Raw genomic sequence first — 18,551 nt, 5'->3', positions numbered from 1 at the left:
AACGCGAATGCTTTGGCAACAAAAAAGCTTTGCTGAGCAAATGGAACAAGGAACGCTGTACATCGTGCCGACACCGATCGGCAATTTGGAAGATATGACGTTTCGTGCGGTGCGAACGCTGCGGGAGGCGGATGTGGTCGCCGCCGAAGATACAAGGCAGACGAAAAAGCTGTTGTCTCATTTCGACATTCATACACCGCTTGTGAGCTATCATGAGCATAATAAGTACGCCAGCGGCCGGCAGCTTGTCGAATGGCTGAAAGAAGGGAAAACGGTAGCGTTAGTGAGCGATGCCGGCATGCCGGGCATTTCCGACCCCGGATATGAACTGATTGTCGCGGCGCTGGCGGAACGATGCCGCGTTGTTCCTCTCCCCGGAGCGAACGCGGCGTTAACGGCGCTTGTCGCCTCCGGGCTGCCGACCGGCCGCTTTTTGTTCATCGGTTTTTTAGAACGGGCGAAAAAAGAGAAGCGGGAGCAGTTGCTGTCGTTAAAAACGGCGGCGGAGACGTTGATCTTTTATGAAGCCCCTCACCGTCTGAAAGAAACGCTTGCGGCCATGTATGACGTATTTGGTGAGCGGCGCGTCGCTCTTTGCCGGGAGTTGACGAAACGGTTCGAGGAGTTCATCCGCGGCGATTTGAGCGAAGTGGTCACTTGGGCGAAGACAGCTGACATCCGCGGTGAGTTTTGTATTGTTGTTGAAGGGGCACAGGACGGGAGTGAACGTAAGCGGGAGGAAGAAACGTGGTGGCAGCCGCTTTCGCTTGTCGAACATGTCGATTATTATGTTCGCGAGCACGGTCTTTCCGTCAAGGAAGCGGTGAAACAGGCGGCTGGCGATCGAAACATGTCGAAACGCGACGTCTATCAACAGTACCATCAGCGGCAAGAAAAAAAAGAGTTTCTCTGAGAAGCCAGAGAAACTCTTTTTTTATTCGTTGTCCGTTGCCTCTTGCAAGTGCTGGTGGATCTCCTGAAGCAAAATTTCCGCTCCTTCGCGGCTTAAAATGATTTTTCCGCCGGCTAATTTAAAGTTGTCGTCTGACACTTCCCCTGTGACGACGCACGTCATGTTCGGTTTATATTTTTTCAAAATGATGCGATCGTCGTCGACGTAAATTTCTAATGCATCTTTTTCGTTAATATCTAACGTGCGGCGCAACTCAATCGGGATGACGACGCGGCCTAACTCATCGACTTTACGTACGATCCCTGTCGATTTCATCGTCTTTTCTCCTCTCCGAAATGATTTTTTGCCTTTATTCGTCAATATTCGACAAATTTCCTACACCCTAATCATATCAGTGTTTCCATTATGCGTCAATCCTTTAATATGTAAAATTTTAAAAAAATGTATATTGTTATTTCAAAAAAAGTTTGTCGATGAGCAAAGGGAAAAATGAATCTTTTTGGCTGTTTAAACCCTATCCTTATATAATAAATTCGTGGCTCATTTCGAAAATAAGGACGTATTTTTGTCCGTTTGGGTATATTTTTTCCACCGAGGAGAAATAGATGTTTTTGTAGAATGAAAAAATTATGTAAAATAGAAGTAACGCTGCTCCCGTCGCCAGACGGGGGTTTTTGTGCTCAACAGTACGAGGGAGGGCCTAACTGATGGAGAAAAAGACGTTTTATTTGACGACGCCGATTTATTATCCGAGCGACAAATTGCATATCGGCCATGCCTATACAACCGTGGCGGGGGATGCGCTGGCGCGCTATAAACGGCTGCGCGGCTACGATGTCATGTATTTGACGGGAACCGATGAGCACGGGCAAAAAATTCAACGCAAGGCAGAGGAAAAAGGGGTGACGCCGCAGCAATATGTCGATGAGATCGTCGCTGGCATTCAGGAGTTATGGAAAAAGCTTGACATTTCCTATGACGATTTCATCCGTACAACGCAGGAGCGGCATAAAAAAGTAGTGGAAGCCATTTTTGCCCGTCTTGTCGAACAAGGCGATATTTATTTGGGGGAATATGAAGGCTGGTACTGTACGCCGTGCGAATCGTTTTACACCGAGCGGCAGCTTGTCGACGGCAACTGCCCGGACTGCGGCCGTCCGGTTGAAAAAGTGAAAGAGCAGTCGTACTTTTTCCGGATGAGCAAATACGTCGACCGCTTGCTTCAATATTACGAGGAAAATCCGGATTTCATCCAGCCGGAATCGCGGAAAAATGAAATGATCAACAATTTTATTAAGCCAGGGCTTGAAGATTTGGCTGTGTCGCGGACGACGTTTGACTGGGGCATTAAAGTGCCCGGCGATCCGAAACATGTGATTTACGTCTGGATCGATGCGCTGGCGAACTATATTACGGCGCTCGGTTACGGCACGGACAATGATGAGAAGTTCCGCAAATATTGGCCGGCCGATGTCCATTTAGTCGGCAAAGAGATCGTCCGCTTCCATACGATTTATTGGCCGATTATGCTTATGGCACTCGGCTTGCCGCTGCCGAAAAAAGTGTTCGGCCATGGCTGGCTGCTCATGAAAGATGGGAAAATGTCGAAATCGAAAGGCAATGTCGTTGACCCAGTGACGCTCATTGACCGGTACGGGCTCGATGCGCTCCGCTATTATTTGCTGAGGGAAGTGCCCTTCGGTTCCGACGGGGTATTCACACCGGAAGGATTCGTTGAGCGCATCAACTACGATTTGGCCAATGACCTAGGCAATTTATTGCACCGTACTGTAGCGATGATCGAAAAATACTTTGCCGGGACCATTCCGCCGTACCGCGGCCCGAAGACGCCGTTTGACGAAGAGCTGACGCAAACGGCGCGTGCAGCGGTCCGCCAGTATGAAGAAGCGATGGAACGGATGGAGTTTTCCGTTGCCCTTGCCTCGGTTTGGCAGCTGATCGGCCGGACGAACAAATACATTGATGAAACGCAACCATGGGCATTGGCTAAAGACGAAAACAAACGGGAAGAGCTTGCCTCCGTCATGATTCACCTTGCTGAGTCGCTCCGCCATACGGCAGTGTTGCTGCAGCCGTTTTTGACGCGCACGCCGGAGCGCGTGTTTGCCCAGCTCGGCATCCATGACCGTTCATTGAAAGAGTGGGACAGCTTGTACGATTTCGGCCTCATTCCGGAAGGAACAAACGTGCAAAAAGGGGAACCGCTGTTCCCGCGTCTTGATATTGAAGCGGAAGTCGAGTACATTAAGGCGCATATGCAGGGCGGCAAGCCGGCGGCGGAACCGGCCAAAGCGGAGAACCAAACGGCTGAGACCGCCGAAATTTCCATTGATGAGTTTGCCAAAGTTGACTTGCGCGTTGCCGAAGTCGTGCGTGCCGAACGGATGAAAAACGCCGATAAGCTGCTGAAGCTCGAGCTTGATCTTGGCGGCGAGAAACGGCAAGTGATCTCCGGCATCGCTGAATTTTACAAACCGGAGGAACTCATCGGCAAAAAGGTCATTTGCGTCGCTAATTTAAAACCGGCCAAACTGCGCGGCGAGTGGTCGGAAGGGATGATTTTGGCCGGCGGCAGCGGCGGGGAGTTTTCGCTGGCGACCGTCGATCAACCTGTGCCGAATGGGACAAAAATTAAATAGTAGATCACCGTTTGATCGACGAGGGGGTGTCGGCCTTGACACCTCCTTGTTTCCATTTTGTAATGGAAATGTTAACGATCTGTGACATACGTAACCAATTTCTATGCTACACTTATCATCAAGGTGGAAAAGAGGGTAGTTGTATGCTTTTCGATACGCATGCGCATTTGAATGCGGTCCAATATGATGAAGACGTAGAGCAAGTCATTGAACGCGCCCGCGCTGAAGGGGTTTCGCACATCGTTGTTGTCGGGTTTGACCGCCCGACGATTGACCGAGCGATGGAGCTGGCCGAGCGGTATTCGTTTATTTACGCGGCGGTTGGCTGGCATCCGGTCGATGCGGTTGATATGACTGATGACGACTTACAGATGATTGAACAGCTCGCCGCTCATCCGAAAGTGGTGGCGCTCGGCGAGATGGGGCTTGATTATTATTGGGATAAATCACCAAAGGACGTCCAACAAGACGTATTTCGCCGGCAAATCGCGCTGGCAAAAAAGGTGAAGCTGCCGATCATCATTCATAACCGCGAGGCAACGGCGGATATTTTAAAAATTTTACAGGAAGAAAACGCCGCCGAAGTCGGCGGCATTATGCATTGTTTCAGCGGCAGCGTTGAAGTAGCGAGGCAGTGCATCGAAATGAACTTTCTTATTTCCCTTGGCGGACCGGTCACGTTTAAAAATGCGAAAAAGCCGAAGGAAGTGGCAAAGGAAATCCCGCTCAGCCATTTATTGATTGAGACCGATTGTCCGTATTTAACGCCTCACCCTTTCCGCGGAAAACGAAACGAGCCGAGTTATGTAAAATATGTTGCTGAAGCGATCGCGGAGATCAAAAACGTTTCTTTTGCCGAAGTGGCGGAAACAACGACGGAAAATGCCAAAAAATTGTTCGCCATCGACCGCTAAAATTAGGCGTCGAATGACCGGGAGGCTTGTCGAAAGAGCGGAGAAGACGAAAAAGTTCTACAAATTCAGCCGAGATGAGCCAACCGTATGTCGACAAGTCTTCCTTCCCTTTTCACTGAATTTTCTGCATAATAGAGTATGCTCGTGCGTACATGTTAGAGGGAGAGGGGAATTTCGGAGGAGAAGGAGGCGTTTCATTTCATGTTGCCGAACAGGAGGAAATGGTTGGACTTATGGAGGAAAAACGTGACCGCTACGGCGAGCGGGTTTCTCGCCATCTCCGCGACAACCGGGGTCGCTGGATATGAGATGGCGAAAGATGATGTCACGTTAACCGTCAACGGGGAAGAACAAGAAATTCGCACACATGCAGAAAATGTAAAGGAGTTGCTTGAGGAGCAAGGCATTCAGCCGCGCAAAGAAGATTACGTCTATCCGTCCTTAAGCACACCGATTACGGACGATCTCCATATCATTTGGGAAGCAAGCAAAGAAGTGACATTGACGATAAACGGGAAAACGAAAAAAGTTTGGACGACAGCCGATACAGTTAAGGAGTTGCTTCGGTTGCAACACGTGGCGGTCGGACCGCATGACAAAGTGACGCCAACGCTTTCGGCGAAAGTCAAAAAAGGGATGGACATCGGCGTCGAAAAGGCGTTCCCCGTCCGCATCGATGTTGGCGGCAAACAGCAGCAGGCGTGGACAACTTCGACTACGGTCGCTGACTTTTTGAAACAGCAAGGGATTCAGCTAGGTAAACTGGATCGAATTGAGCCTTCCTTGCAAGAAAAGGTCAAAGAGCAAATGACCATTTACATCACTCGGGTAAAAAAAGTCACCGATGTAGTGGAAGAGCCTGTTGACTTTGCTGTGGTGACGAAACGGGACGGTTCGCTGCCGAAAGGAGAACGGCGCGTGATTGAGCCCGGAGAAAAAGGGAAAATTGAAAAAACGTATGAAGTGACGTTTGAAAACGGCAAAGAAGTGGCGCGCAAATTGATTGCGACAAAAACGGTGAAAGAAAGTAAAGCGCGCATTGTCGCCATCGGCACAAAAACGGTGCATCCGCATGAGGAATCCGACCGGCCATCCTCACGCGGCTCCGATCACGCCGCGAAGGAATTTTACGTCACCGCCACCGCCTATACGGCCTATTGCGCAGGCTGTTCAGGCGTAACGAGCACAGGCATTAACTTGCGCCAAAATCCTTCCGCCAAAGTGATCGCCGTCGACCCGTCCGTCATCCCCCTCGGGTCGAAGGTATACGTGGAAGGATACGGATATGCCATCGCCGCTGACACCGGCTCAAGCATCCGTGGATACAAAATTGATGTATTTTTCCCGGAACGGTCGGATGCGTTTCGTTGGGGCAGAAAGCGCGTAAAGATACGGGTGCTTCCATAGAAATGCGATCGAAGGACAGAGCGGAGGGGTTTTTTCCCTCTGCTTTTTTTCGTTATAATGGCATTGTGCCGGGACAATGCGCACTTTACCACTTCTGTCTAATTAGACGAATGACAAGGAAAAAAGTTTCAACGGACTTGAAAAAATAAAAGGGAAATGGAGCAATAGCGGCGAAGGTTCATCCTACCATTTAGTTTACCGGAAAGGAGGCATTGCAGAAATAGGAAAAATCTCTTATTTCGCTGTTTCTGCAATGATGTGATGAAAATTAAAGAAGTGATTGTCGTGGAAGGAAAAGATGACACGGCGGCGATCCGACGCGCCGTTGATGCCGATACAATCGAAACAAATGGGGCCGCGGTGGGGACGGATGTCATTGAACGGATTAAGCTGGCAAAGGAGCGGCGCGGCGTGATTATTTTTACCGACCCGGACTTTCCCGGTGAGAAAATCCGCCGGACGATTGCTGAACAGGTGCCAGGATGCAAACATGCGTTTTTGTCGCGCGAGGCAGCAAAGGCGAAAAACGGCAAAGGTGTTGGGGTCGAGCATGCCTCTCCCGATGATATTCGCCAGGCGCTTGCCAACGTGTATGAAGAGGCGGCGGATTGGGAAGAAGAAATTACGTTTGCCGAGTTGATCGAAGCCGGATTAGTCGGCGGGGAGATGGCCCGTCGTCGGCGGCTGCGCCTCGGGGAGGAGCTGAAAATCGGCTATGCCAACGGCCGACAGTTTCATAAGCGGCTAAAAGTGTTCCGCATTTCCCGAGCCGCCTTTTATGCCGCGTTGGCACAAGTGATGCAGGAGGAGAAGGGCGATGCATAAAGATATTGCCACACCGGGACGCACGAAGGAAATTTTGGAACGGTACGGCTTTTCGTTTAAAAAGAGCCTCGGACAAAATTTTTTGGTCGATACGAATATTTTGCGAAAAATTGTCGATGCTGCCGGCGTTTCCGGCAATACTGGGGCGATTGAAATCGGACCCGGCATCGGGGCGCTTACCGAGCAGCTGGCGAGGCGGGCCAAAAAAGTGGTCGCCTTTGAAATCGACAGCCGGCTGTTGCCGATTTTGGCTGATACGTTATCGGCTTATGACAATGTGCGCATTATCCATCAAGATGTGTTAAAAGCCGATTTGCATGCGGTGATTGCCGAAGAGCTTGCCGAAGTGGACGATCGGATGGTCGTGGCGAACTTGCCGTATTATGTGACGACGCCGATCATTATGAAGCTGCTTACCGAGCGGCTGCCGATTCGCGGCATGGTCGTCATGATGCAAAAAGAAGTCGCTGACCGTCTGGCGGCCAAGCCTGGAACGAAAGATTACGGATCGCTGACGATCGCTGTGCAATATTATACCGAGGCGGAAGTCGTCATGACGGTGCCGCGCACCGTATTTATGCCACAGCCGAACGTCGATTCTGCTGTCATCCGCCTGACGAAGCGGCCCCATCCGCCCGTTGCTGTTGAGGATGAGGACGTGTTTTTCCAAGTGGTGCGGGCAAGTTTTGCCCAGCGCCGCAAAACGATGTTGAACAACTTGTTGAACAATTTGCCAAATGGGAAGGAGAAAAAAGAACACATTGAACAGGCGCTTGCTGCTGCGGGTATTGACCCGCGCCGTCGCGGGGAGACGCTCACTATGGCTGAATTCGCCTCGTTAAGCAACGCGCTGGCGCCGCTTTTCCACGCTTAGGACGCAGTGAAAGGAAACCGGCGTCTATCACCTATTGTCCGCGCATGCATATCGTATGGGTGACAACGATTATATAATGGAGTGAGCGGTGATGGACGTCAAAATCGGTGATATTGTCGCCCGCAAATCTTACCAATGTGACTTATTGTTCCGCGTCATTGACATTAAAGAAAGAGACGGCGAGCGGGAGGCCATTTTATACGGCGAAGATGTGCGGCTTGTCGCAGACGCTCCGTGCAGCGATTTAGTCGTCATCGATGAGCGGGAGCGGCAAGAACGGAAAAAGCGGGAAATCGAGCTGATCGAACAATCGTACCGGCTATTCCGCCAGGATTACCAGACGATCAAACAAAAAGTGGAATATCGAGCGACCGGCGGATATCGGGTGGAAAAGGATTTTTTTCAAATTCCGGGACGCGTCCTCCACTTGGACGGCGACCCGTTATATTTGCGCAAATGCTTGGATTTATATGAACGGATTGGGGTGCCGGTGCACGGCATTTACTGTGAGGAAAGCGAGATGCCGGAAAAAGTCGGCCATTTGATCGAGCAGTTTCGCCCAGATATTTTGGTCATTACCGGCCACGATTCGTATTCCAAATCGAAAGGAAAAGTGCATGATTTAAAAGCGTACCGCCACTCGCGCCACTTCGTCCAAACGGTGAAAGAAGCGCGCAAAAAAGTGCCGCATCTAGACCAGCTCATCGTTTTCGCCGGGGCTTGCCAATCGCATTTCGAGTCGCTGATCCGCGCTGGAGCCAATTTCGCTAGTTCACCGGCGCGGGTTAACATCCATGCCCTTGATCCGGTCTATATCGTGTCGCGCCTCAGCTTTACTCCGTTCACGGAAACGGTCGATGTGTGGGGTGTGCTTCGCAACACGTTGACTGGGGAAAAGGGGTTAGGCGGGGTGGAAACGAAAGGCGTGCTCCGCACCGGAATGCCGTTTCGCCTCATTGAGGAGGAACGAGGGGAAAACCGCCGCAGTTGACGGGCGGTTTTTTTATGCCTTCCGCCGCATTTTTTTACAAAAAAGTGCCATGAAGTACATAAAAAGAAGGATATTGTAGAAAAATATTCATTGACAGAAACAAAAACACGCTGATATAATCATTATTTTTTGACTTTGAATGCCGTTTTTGTTATAATTGCAAACAGTGAGGTGGATGACGAATGCCAAAAACTTTATCCGATATTAAAAAAACGCTGGACTCTAATATCGGGAGACGTTTAACGCTGCGGGCCAACGGCGGACGCAGAAAAATGATTGAGCGTTGCGGCATTTTGGCGGAGACTTACCCATCGGTATTTGTCATTGAACTGGATCAAAAACAGAACTCGTTTGAACGCGTATCGTTCAGTTATGCCGACGTATTGACGGAAACCGTGAAGCTGACGTTTTGGGACGATGAGCAAGCAGGGGGGCAGTAGACATCAGTTGTTTGCTGCTTTTTGTTTTGTCGAAAAACGGAGGTTGTTTGCTGGCCAGTGAGATGCGCCAAAAGGCTTATGAGGAGGCGCGGGCTAAGCATCCCTTAGTTTCGCGCGGGAGTGTCAGCGTGGGATGTCATCGCGGCAAGATTGAAGCGTTACAAGCCAATAACGGTGAAGCGAGACAATAATAGGCAGACATAAAGCCGCCTCCGTTATTTCATACTAAAACTGCCGCAGCCGCCTTTCATCCTTACCAAGGGAAGCTGGCCGGTTGATCGCGCCGGCGGGTTGCACAACGTTTCGTCCCATGACGCCAATGAACATCGAAAGGGGTTGCTGACATTGGGTCGACGCCGCGGAGTTATGTCGCAGCGCTTAAAGGAAGAGCTGGCAAAAGAGCTAGGCTTTTACGATGTCGTGCAGCGTGAAGGATGGGGAGCCATCCGCGCGAAAGACGCAGGAAACATGGTAAGATTGGCGATTGAACGGGCAGAACGGCAGCTGGCCGGGAAAACGGAATAGCGCCGGCGGCGATGGCGCGTTGCGGCGAGGGTGTCCCAAGCAGGGGACGCCCTTTTTACATATATCGTTTGGCGGCGGCATCGAGACATGGTAATATGGTAAAATGGGTTGACAGAAGAAAGTCGGATATGGAAAAATCATCAAAACCAAAAAAACGAGTAATATGCCGAATCATTTACCCGTCGGCAGGTTAAAACAGTTTGTTGATGAATGTGCGTGGAAGTGGGTGAAGACTCGTGAGGTTGTCAGTAAAAGCGCCAGCAAAAATTAACTTGTCACTCGACGTTCTTTATAAGCGTCCTGACGGTTACCATGAAGTGAAAATGGTGATGACGACGATCGATTTGGCTGACCGCATTGAGCTTATTCCGTTGCCTGGGGAGGATGCGATCCGCATTGTATCGCAAAACCGTTTCGTGCCGGACGATTGCCGCAATTTGGCGTACCAGGCGGCGAAACTTCTTAAAGAGACGTTTTCGATTCGCGAAGGGGTGGCGATTTCGATTACAAAGCATATCCCAGTGGCTGCTGGCCTAGCGGGGGGAAGCAGCGATGCGGCAGCGACGTTGCGAGGACTCAATAAGCTTTGGCGGCTCGGATTGAGCGTCCATGAACTCGCTACGCTCGGCGCGCAAATCGGCTCGGACGTTGCCTTTTGTGTGTATGGCGGAACAGCCGTGGCGACTGGACGCGGGGAGATCATCACCCCGATCTCGTCGCCGCCGCCGTGTTGGGTCGTGTTGGCCAAGCCCCCGATCGGCGTATCGACGGCGGAAGTGTACCGCAACTTGCAGCTTGAGCACGTCAGCCATCCGGATGTCGATGTGATGGTGGAGGCGATTGAGCGGCAAGATTATGCGGCCATTTGCCGGTCGGTCGGCAATGTGCTTGAAGAAGTGACGCTAAAAAAATATCCGGAAGTGGCACATATTAAAGAACAAATGAGGCGGTTTGGCGCTGACGCGGTATTGATGAGCGGCAGCGGACCGACAGTGTTTGGGCTGATCGAGCACGATTCAAGAATGCAGCGCGTATACAACGGACTGCGCGGCTTTTGCGACCAAGTGTTTGCCGTAAGACTATTAGGGGAGCGGCACTCCCTTGATTAAACACGTACATTTTTGATAAAATAAATTTACAATATTCGGTTTCAGGAGGTCGGCTATGAAGCTAAGGCGAAGCGGCCGTTTGGTTGATATGACGCACTATCTTCTTGAACGGCCACACCAGCTTATTCCGCTTACTTTTTTTGCGGAGCGGTATGAATCGGCCAAATCGTCGATCAGCGAAGATTTAACGATTATTAAGCAGACGTTTGAGCAACAAGGGATCGGAACGGTTCGGACGCTGCCCGGCGCAGCCGGGGGCGTGCAATACATTCCGAAAATGGCCGCCGAGGAAGCGGAGGAGGTTATCGCCTATTTGTGTGAGCAGTTGTCGCGCCCAGACCGGCTTCTTCCCGGCGGATATTTATATATGACGGACATTCTTGGCGACCCTCGTATTATGAATAAAATCGGCCGCCTTTATGCGTCCATTTTCGCCGACCGTCCGGTGGATGTGGTGATGACGATTGCCACCAACGGGATTCCGCTCGCGTATGCCATCGCCAACTTTTTATACGTACCGGTTGTGATCGTCCGCCACGACAATAAAGTGACGGAAGGGCCGATGGTGAGCATCAATTACGTGTCCGGTTCGTCCAAGCGCATCCAAACGATGGTCCTGTCCAAACGCAGTTTGGCCGAAGGAGCGAACGTGCTGATCGTCGACGATTTCATGAAAGCAGGCGGAACCGTCAACGGCATGGTCAGCCTGCTGCAGGAGTTTAACGGCAATGTCTCCGGCATCGGCGTGCTCGTCGAGTCTGAGGAGGCAAAAGAGCGGTTAGTTGACGAGTACATTTCACTCGTCAAGCTGTCGGCTGTTGACGTGAAAGAAAAGCGAATCGCGGTCAAGGAAGGCAATTATAAAACGTTTTTTTAGGCAGCTTGCTGCTTGCCATAAATAAAAGAAAATGAAAGAAAGGGGATTTTACGAATGAGAAAAGTGGAAACGAAAAACGCGCCGCAGGCGATTGGCCCGTATTCACAAGGGATCATCGTCAACAACATGTTTTACAGCTCAGGGCAAATTCCGCTCACTCCGGAAGGAGAAATGGTAAAAGGCGATATTCAAGCGCAGACGCATCAAGTGTTCCAAAACTTAAAAGCGGTGCTGGAGGCAGCTGGCGCTTCGCTCGAAACGGTCGTCAAAACAACGGTATTTATCAAAAATATGGATGATTTTGCCGCCATGAATGAAGTGTACAGCCAATACTTCCCGAACCATAAACCGGCACGCTCATGTGTGGAAGTGGCTCGGCTGCCGAAAGACGCCCTTGTTGAAATTGAAGTCGTTGCCCTTATACAATAAGCAGCGAACCCCTTTTCCCTGCCTGAATTTTATAAAAAATTTTTTGAAAAAAGAAGGAAATGGCTCGAGGGCGTGGAATTAATTACATCGAGTCTCATATAGGGAAAAGGTGGTGAGCATAATGGAAGTGACAGACGTAAGATTACGCCGCGTCAATACCGAAGGACGGATGAAAGCGATCGCCTCCATTACGTTGGACAACGAATTCGTTGTCCATGACATCCGCGTCATTGACGGGAACAACGGGCTGTTTGTTGCGATGCCGAGCAAGCGTACACCAGACGGGGAGTTCCGCGATATCGCGCATCCGATCAATTCCGCTACGCGCGGAAAAATCCAAGAGGCGATCTTAGCTGAGTACCACCGCCTCGGGAAGTTGGAAGAAGAACTTGAAGAAGCTGGCGCTTCGTAAACATATTGAAGAGAGCTTAGGCAAAATTGGCCAAGCTCTCTATTTTTTTGGCAAACGTATTGTTTCCTTGAAAAGAGCAGCCAATTCATATATATTCAATTATGGATAAAAGGGTAATTGGAGGCCTTTCACATGGTGAAGCGATATGCAGTCATTTTGGCGGCCGGACAAGGAACGAGGATGAAATCCAAACTGTATAAGGTGCTCCATCCTGTTTGCGGCAAGCCAATGGTTCAACACGTAGTAGACCAAGTGTCCAAGCTTGGGATAGAAAAAATGATTGCGGTAGTGGGGTTTGGGGCGGAGCAAGTGAAAGAACAGCTCGGCACCCGGTGTGAATACGCGCTGCAAGAAGAGCAACTTGGGACGGCGCATGCGGTGATGCAGGCCGCTCCGTATTTGCAACACCTTGAAGGGATCACCGTCGTTGTCTGCGGTGATACGCCGCTCATCACTGCCGAGACGATGGAAGCGCTGCTTGAGCATCATAGGGCCGCCAAGGCGAAGGCGACCGTATTGACGGCCATCGCTGACGACCCGACTGGATATGGCCGCATTGTCCGCAACAGTGCCGGCCACGTCGAGAAAATCGTTGAACATAAAGATGCAAATGAACGGGAGCGGGAAATCCGCGAGATTAACACAGGAACATATTGCTTCGATAACCAGACATTGTTTCAAGCGCTTACAAAAGTAACAAATCATAATGCCCAAGGCGAATATTATTTAACCGATGTGATTGAAATTATAAAAGCAGATGGCGGCATTGTATCTGCTTATCAGACGCCGTCGTTTGATGAAACGATCGGCGTCAATGACCGCATCGCCCTCGCTGAGGCAGAACGGGTGATGCGCGATCGCATTTGCCGTCAGCATATGAAAAACGGGGTCACGATCATTGACCCGGCTTGTACTTATATTTCCGCTGAGGTGACGATCGGGCGCGATACGATCATTTACCCCGGCACGGTCATCGAGGGCGAGACGATCATCGGCGAAGATTGCTCGATCGGCCCTCATTCAGAAATTAAAAACTGCCGCATCGGCCACCGCACGTCCATCCGTCACTCGGTCGCCCATGACAGCGAGATCGGCAACGATGTGACGATCGGTCCGTTCGCCCATATTCGCCCGCTGTCAAAAATTGATGACGAGGTGCGAATCGGCAACTTTGTCGAAGTGAAAAAATCGACGTTCGGCAAAGGAAGCAAAGCCTCGCATTTAAGCTACATCGGTGATGCGGAAGTTGGCGCCGATGTCAACCTCGGGTGTGGGTCGATTACCGTCAACTACGATGGCGTGCATAAATATATGACGAAAATTGAAGACGGTGCGTTTGTCGGCTGCAACGTCAATTTGATCGCGCCGGTTACGATCGGCCAAGGCGCTTACGTCGCTGCCGGATCGACGGTCACCGACGACGTCCCAGGGCGCGCGCTCGCCATCGCCCGCGCTCGGCAAGTGAATAAGGAAAACTATGTGGATCGCCTGCCAGGCAAGAAAAAATCTTAATGGAGGTTTATCATGTCTGAATGCCAGCACCGATTAAAGTTGTTCGCCCTTAACTCGAACATGAGGTTAGCGAAAGAAATTGCCGAAGTCATGGGGATCGAGCTTGGCAAATGTTCTGTGTCCCGCTTCAGCGATGGGGAAATTCAAATCAACATCGAAGAAAGCATCCGCGGCGACGATGTGTTTGTCATCCAATCGACGAGCGTGCCGGTCAACGAGCATTTAATGGAACTGCTGATTATGATCGATGCGTTAAAGCGTGCTTCGGCGCGCACGATCAATATCGTGATGCCATACTACGGCTATGCACGCCAAGACCGAAAAGCGCGCTCGCGTGAGCCGATTACCGCGAAGCTCGTAGCCAACCTGCTGGAAACGGCCGGGGCGTCGCGCGTCATTACGCTCGATTTGCATGCCCCACAAATCCAAGGATTTTTCGATATCCCGATCGACCATTTGATGGGTGTCCCGATTTTGGCGGATTACTTTAAAAGCAAACAGTTGGATGACGTCGTCATTGTATCCCCGGACCATGGCGGCGTAACGCGGGCGCGCAAGCTGGCTGACCGCCTGAAAGCGCCGCTCGCTATTATCGACAAGCGGCGGCCGCGGCCGAACGCTGTTGAAGTGATGAACATCATCGGGCAAGTGACCGGAAAGACGGCCATTTTGATCGATGACATTATCGACACAGCTGGCACGATTACGCTCGGGGCGAACGCCCTTGTCGAGCACGGGGCAAAAGAAGTGTACGCATGCTGTACCCATCCGGTGCTGTCCGGACCGGCGATTGAACGCATTCAAAATTCCAAAATCAAGGAACTTGTCGTCACCAATTCGATTGCCTTGCCAGAAGAGAAGAAAATTGATAAAATTGTAGAGCTGTCGGTGGCGCCGCTCATTGCCGAAGCGATTACGCGCGTGTATGAAATGAAATCTGTCAGCGTCCTGTTCGACTAAGCACAAAGCATGTTTAGCCCTTCTTGTTTTAGGATAAAGTAGACAATAGATTCTAATTCAGGAAGGTGAGGAAACATGGCGATTGTGTTGGAAGCGAAAGAACGCAAAGACAAAAAACGTTCAACATTGCGGCGTATTCGTTCGCAAGGAGGCATTCCGGCGGTATTGTACGGCAAAAAGGTCGATAATCAAATGATTTTTGTCAGCGCCGCGGATCTTGAAAAAGCGCTCCGTGAGGGTGGACGCCACAGCTTAATAACGCTGAAAGTCGACGGCGGCGATTACTCGGTGCTATTGCGTGAAATGCAGCGTGACCCGTTGCGGGGCGAGCTTCTTCACGCCGATTTTCAAGCGGTTGATATGTCGACAGAGGTTGACGTTGACGTGGAAGTCCGCTTAGTAGGTGAAGCGCCTGGGGTCAAGGATGGCGGCGTGTTGCAGCAAAACTTGCACGAGTTATCGATCCGCGTGTTGCCGGCGAACATTCCGCCTGCGATTGAAGTCGATATCTCCGGTTTGCAAGTCGGCGATACTGTCACGGTCGGCGATGTGCAAACAGGCGGAACATTTGAAATCAACCATGAGCCTTCTGAAGTGATCGCGACGATCTTGCCGCCGCAGCAGGAAGAAGAAATCCATAGCGGCGAACAGCAAGAGCCGGGACAGCCTGACGCTGAGGAAGGAAGGGAAACGACGCCAGAAGAGTGACAGACGTAACCGTTTCGGTTACGTCTTTTGTAGTATCATGTTATAGAGAGGGGCACGGCCATTGAAGCTGTTTGTCGGGCTCGGGAATCCGGGCAAGGAGTATGAGCAAACGCGCCATAACATCGGCTTTTTCGTCATTGATGAGCTGGCCAAACGTTGGAACGTTTCGTTGAAAACCGCTAAATTCCGCGGCTTGTTCGGAACGGCGTCCGTTTTCGGCGAAAAAGTGGCATTATGCAAACCGTTGACATATATGAATTTATCAGGGGAATGTGTTCGCCCGCTCATCGACTTCTATGGCATTGCTGTCGAGGATGTTGTCATTATTTACGACGACCTCGATCTCCCGCCGGGAAAAATCCGCCTTCGCCTGAAAGGAAGCTCCGGCGGCCATAATGGTGTTAAGTCGCTCATCCATCATCTTGGCACCGAGCAGTTTAAGCGCATTCGCATCGGCATCGGCCGGCCAACGAACGGGCAACCGGTTGCGGATTACGTGCTCAGCCGCTTTACGGAAGAGGAGAGGCGAGCGGTGGCTGAAGCGGTGGCGCGGGCTGCCGATGCGTGCGAACAGGCGGTGACGACGCCGTTTGTCCAAGTGATGAATGACTTTAACGAGTGAATATTTTCCTCTGAACTGGTGCACAATGTGAGTACGGAAGGCGCGAGGCATCGGCTTCGCCTGCCTTGCGGACGGAACAGTCCAGTGAGGAGGTTTGCTTGGATGGCGTTGCACTACTATTGCCGTCATTGTGGCGCAAAGGTTGGCACGATTGACCGCGTATCGATCTATAGCGAAAAACTAGGATTCCACCATTTGACGGAAGAGGAACGTCTTGACATGATTTCGTACGAACCGAACGGCGACATTCATGTGAAAACGATTTGCGAAGACTGCCAAGAGGCATTGGTGCGAAATCCGGAATGGCATCAATATGAAAAATTTATTCACTAGGCGCAGCTTTGGGCGACCAAAGCATTTTTGCGTTTTCGCCAGATGACGCTGGTGTTGAGAGGAGGGAGGATAGGGGTGCTTTCGCTGCATCGCTATTTAGCTGAAAACCAAGATGTTCGCACGATCATTGAAGGAATCCATGCCCGCCTGAAAGAACAGCTTGTCGCCGGGCTGTCCGGGTCGGCTCGGTCTGTTTTTATCTCCACCCTTTATAAGGAGACGGGCCGGCCGATGTTAGTTGTGGCCCATAACTTGTTTCAGGCGCAAAAAATACATGACGATCTCGTTTCACTGCTTGGACCGGACGACGTGTTTCTTTATTCGGTCAACGAAGTGATCGCCGCCGAAATGGCGATCGCCAGTCCGGAGATGAAGGCGCAACGTCTCGAAATTATGAACCATTGGGCGCAGGGCGGAAAAGGGATCGTCGTCTGTCCGGCGGCTGGCTTGCGGCGCTTGCTGCCACCGCTGTCGCTTTGGAAACGTTACTTGTTCACGTTCTCGGTTGGACAAGAGCTCAATTTGGAACGCGATAAACAGCTGTTTGTCGAAATGGGATACAAGCGGGTCGCCACTGTTTCCGCTCCTGGGGAGTTCAGCATCCGCGGGGGGATCGTTGATATTTATCCGCTAACGGCGGAGCTGCCGTATCGGATTGAGCTGTTTGATACAGAAATTGAATCGATTCGAACGTTCACCCCTGATGATCAGCGTTCGCATGAGCAGGTGGAACGTGTAATGATTGGGCCAGCTGACGAAATCATTCTTGATGAGGAGGCGCGGCGACGGGGAATCGAGCGGATCGAGGCTGGGCTTGCGGCCAGCTTAGAAAAAATGAAAGATGACGCCGCCAAGCAGCGGATGTACGAGCATATCCACGCTGAGCTAGAACAGCTGCGCGAGGGGCAGGAAATCGAGCAACAGTATAAATATATGTCTCTTTTTTATGAAAAAGCTGCGAGTTTACTAGATTACATGCCGGAAGACGGCGTGCTGCTGATGGATGAAATGAGCCGGTTGCAGGAGACGGCTGAGCGGCTGGATCGCGAAGAGGCGGAATGGTATACAAGCTTGCTTGACAGCGAAAAAATGATTCATGATGTACCGATTTCGCATTCATTTTCTGAATTGTTGCAAAAGCATCGATTCCAACGGGTGTACTTATCCTTATTTTTGCGTCATGCACCGCATACCCATCCGCAAAATGTCGTCAATATTACATGCAAGCAAATGCAAAACTTTCATGGCCAAATAGCGCTTCTTCAGTCTGAGATGGAGCGGTGGAAAAAGGCGAACTATGCGGTCGTCTTTTTGGCGCCGGATGACGAGCGGGTGAAAAAGCTGCAGTCGCTGCTTGAAGATTACGAGATCGATGCGCTGCCGCTGCCGCGCGAAGCGGCGCTGTTGCACGGCAAATGCCAGCTCCTTCAAGGCGATTTAAACACAGGGTTTGAACTGCCGCTGCAAAAACTGGCCGTCATCACTGAGGAAGAACTGTTCAAAAAGCGGGCCAAACGCCCAGCGCGTCGGCAAAAGCTATCTAACGCCGAGCGGATCAAAAGCTATGCCGAACTGCAAGTCGGCGACTATGTCGTCCATGTCAACCACGGCATCGGGAAATATTTAGGCATCGAGACGTTAGAAATCAACGGAGTGCATAAGGATTATATTCATATCCAATACCAAGGCGGCGATACGCTGTACGTCCCGGTCGATCAAATGGATCAAGTGCAGAAGTACGTCGGTTCGGAAGGAAAAGAGCCGAAAATTTATAAGCTCGGCGGTACGGAATGGAAAAAAGTCAAAAAGAAAGTGGAGTCGTCTGTCCAAGACATTGCAGAAGATTTAATCAAGCTGTACGCTGAGCGCGAGGCAAGCAAAGGATATGCGTTTTCCCCGGATACAGAAATGCAGTAACTATTCAGCCACATCATAAAGTGAGCTGAATATTTTCTTCTTTTCTTGTCTATGATGTGAATATTGATAGACAAGGAGGTGAATCGCATGTTGACGGTACAACAAGCTGTATTTACAGTTGAG

The 18,551-nt window shown here is 50.9% G+C and carries 19 protein-coding genes and 1 pseudogene; 19 read left to right on the top strand and 1 reads right to left on the bottom strand.

From position 1 onward, the window contains the following. The first annotated feature begins 7 nt into the window (after window positions 1–7). Complete coding sequence (rsmI, locus tag B9L21_RS15490) at window positions 8–913, top strand: 16S rRNA (cytidine(1402)-2'-O)-methyltransferase (RefSeq protein ID WP_063167062.1); 906 nt, start codon at window positions 8–10, stop codon at window positions 911–913. Window positions 914–934: 21 nt separating this feature from the next. Here the strand turns inward: rsmI and B9L21_RS15485 are convergent, their stop codons facing one another. Continuing rightward, window positions 935–1,228: an AbrB/MazE/SpoVT family DNA-binding domain-containing protein gene (locus B9L21_RS15485; RefSeq protein WP_063167061.1), complete on the bottom strand. Its 294-nt coding sequence runs from the start codon at window positions 1,226–1,228 to the stop codon at window positions 935–937. Window positions 1,229–1,620: 392 nt separating this feature from the next. Here B9L21_RS15485 and metG point away from each other — a divergent pair, with 392 nt between their 5' ends. The 18 genes and pseudogenes from metG to B9L21_RS15390 form a co-directional block, all read left to right on the top strand. After that, window positions 1,621–3,573 carry a methionine--tRNA ligase gene (gene metG, locus B9L21_RS15480; protein ID WP_063167060.1) on the top strand — a complete coding sequence of 651 codons (1,953 nt, stop codon included), beginning with the start codon at window positions 1,621–1,623 and terminating at the stop codon, window positions 3,571–3,573. Between the two features lie 143 nt (window positions 3,574–3,716). Continuing rightward, window positions 3,717–4,487 carry a TatD family hydrolase gene (locus B9L21_RS15475; protein WP_063167059.1) on the top strand — a complete coding sequence of 257 codons (771 nt, stop codon included), beginning with the start codon at window positions 3,717–3,719 and terminating at the stop codon, window positions 4,485–4,487. A 201-nt stretch (window positions 4,488–4,688) separates the two neighbouring features. Next, entirely contained in the window at window positions 4,689–5,894 is a 1,206-nt protein-coding gene (locus B9L21_RS15470) for a G5 and 3D domain-containing protein (RefSeq protein ID WP_063167058.1), read from the top strand. A 261-nt stretch (window positions 5,895–6,155) separates the two neighbouring features. Continuing rightward, entirely contained in the window at window positions 6,156–6,719 is a 564-nt protein-coding gene (gene rnmV, locus B9L21_RS15465) for a ribonuclease M5 (protein WP_063167057.1), read from the top strand. Continuing rightward, entirely contained in the window at window positions 6,712–7,593 is an 882-nt protein-coding gene (rsmA, locus tag B9L21_RS15460; RefSeq protein WP_063167056.1) for a 16S rRNA (adenine(1518)-N(6)/adenine(1519)-N(6))-dimethyltransferase RsmA, read from the top strand. The genes rnmV and rsmA overlap by 8 nt, the downstream gene beginning before the upstream one ends. 91 nt (window positions 7,594–7,684) lie before the next feature. Beyond that, the gene (yabG, locus tag B9L21_RS15455) at window positions 7,685–8,584 is read left to right on the top strand and encodes a sporulation peptidase YabG (protein WP_063167055.1); all 900 of its coding nucleotides are present in this window, start codon (window positions 7,685–7,687) and stop codon (window positions 8,582–8,584) included. Between the two features lie 182 nt (window positions 8,585–8,766). After that, window positions 8,767–9,024, top strand: coding sequence for a biofilm formation stimulator Veg (gene veg / locus B9L21_RS15450; RefSeq protein ID WP_063167054.1), 258 nt, complete (start codon window positions 8,767–8,769; stop codon window positions 9,022–9,024). Between the two features lie 345 nt (window positions 9,025–9,369). Next, window positions 9,370–9,549 (top strand): small, acid-soluble spore protein, alpha/beta type, encoded by a 180-nt coding sequence (locus B9L21_RS15440; RefSeq protein ID WP_011886605.1) that lies wholly within the window; start codon window positions 9,370–9,372, stop codon window positions 9,547–9,549. A 236-nt stretch (window positions 9,550–9,785) separates the two neighbouring features. Continuing rightward, the gene (ispE, locus tag B9L21_RS15435) at window positions 9,786–10,658 is read left to right on the top strand and encodes a 4-(cytidine 5'-diphospho)-2-C-methyl-D-erythritol kinase (RefSeq protein WP_063167052.1); all 873 of its coding nucleotides are present in this window, start codon (window positions 9,786–9,788) and stop codon (window positions 10,656–10,658) included. 55 nt (window positions 10,659–10,713) lie between these two features. Beyond that, a complete protein-coding gene (gene purR / locus B9L21_RS15430; RefSeq protein WP_063167051.1) occupies window positions 10,714–11,535 on the top strand; it encodes a pur operon repressor in 822 nt (273 codons plus the stop codon). Between the two features lie 54 nt (window positions 11,536–11,589). After that, window positions 11,590–11,964, top strand: a complete 375-nt coding sequence (locus tag B9L21_RS15425; protein WP_063167050.1) for a RidA family protein — start codon at window positions 11,590–11,592, stop codon at window positions 11,962–11,964. 121 nt (window positions 11,965–12,085) lie between these two features. Beyond that, window positions 12,086–12,376, top strand: a complete 291-nt coding sequence (gene spoVG, locus B9L21_RS15420; RefSeq protein WP_003247437.1) for a septation regulator SpoVG — start codon at window positions 12,086–12,088, stop codon at window positions 12,374–12,376. A gap of 132 nt (window positions 12,377–12,508) precedes the next feature. Beyond that, window positions 12,509–13,888, top strand: coding sequence for a bifunctional UDP-N-acetylglucosamine diphosphorylase/glucosamine-1-phosphate N-acetyltransferase GlmU (gene glmU / locus B9L21_RS15415; RefSeq protein WP_063167049.1), 1,380 nt, complete (start codon window positions 12,509–12,511; stop codon window positions 13,886–13,888). A gap of 12 nt (window positions 13,889–13,900) precedes the next feature. Next, entirely contained in the window at window positions 13,901–14,848 is a 948-nt protein-coding gene (locus B9L21_RS15410) for a ribose-phosphate diphosphokinase (protein ID WP_063167048.1), read from the top strand. A gap of 75 nt (window positions 14,849–14,923) precedes the next feature. After that, entirely contained in the window at window positions 14,924–15,556 is a 633-nt protein-coding gene (locus B9L21_RS15405) for a 50S ribosomal protein L25/general stress protein Ctc (protein ID WP_063167047.1), read from the top strand. Window positions 15,557–15,617: 61 nt separating this feature from the next. Next, the gene (gene pth / locus B9L21_RS15400; protein WP_063167046.1) at window positions 15,618–16,178 is read left to right on the top strand and encodes an aminoacyl-tRNA hydrolase; all 561 of its coding nucleotides are present in this window, start codon (window positions 15,618–15,620) and stop codon (window positions 16,176–16,178) included. A 102-nt stretch (window positions 16,179–16,280) separates the two neighbouring features. Further along, window positions 16,281–16,511, top strand: coding sequence for an anti-sigma-F factor Fin family protein (locus tag B9L21_RS15395; RefSeq protein WP_063167045.1), 231 nt, complete (start codon window positions 16,281–16,283; stop codon window positions 16,509–16,511). A gap of 75 nt (window positions 16,512–16,586) precedes the next feature. Next, window positions 16,587–18,425: pseudogene (locus tag B9L21_RS15390) on the top strand (CarD family transcriptional regulator); the annotation flags it as partial. Window positions 18,426–18,551 lie beyond the last annotated feature (126 nt).

The sequence above is a fragment of the Geobacillus uzenensis genome (genome assembly GCF_002217665.1).
Taxonomy (GTDB): domain Bacteria; phylum Bacillota; class Bacilli; order Bacillales; family Anoxybacillaceae; genus Geobacillus; species Geobacillus subterraneus.
The sequence above is the reverse complement of the archived record's forward strand: the minus strand, read 5'-3'. Positions and strand labels throughout refer to the sequence as shown.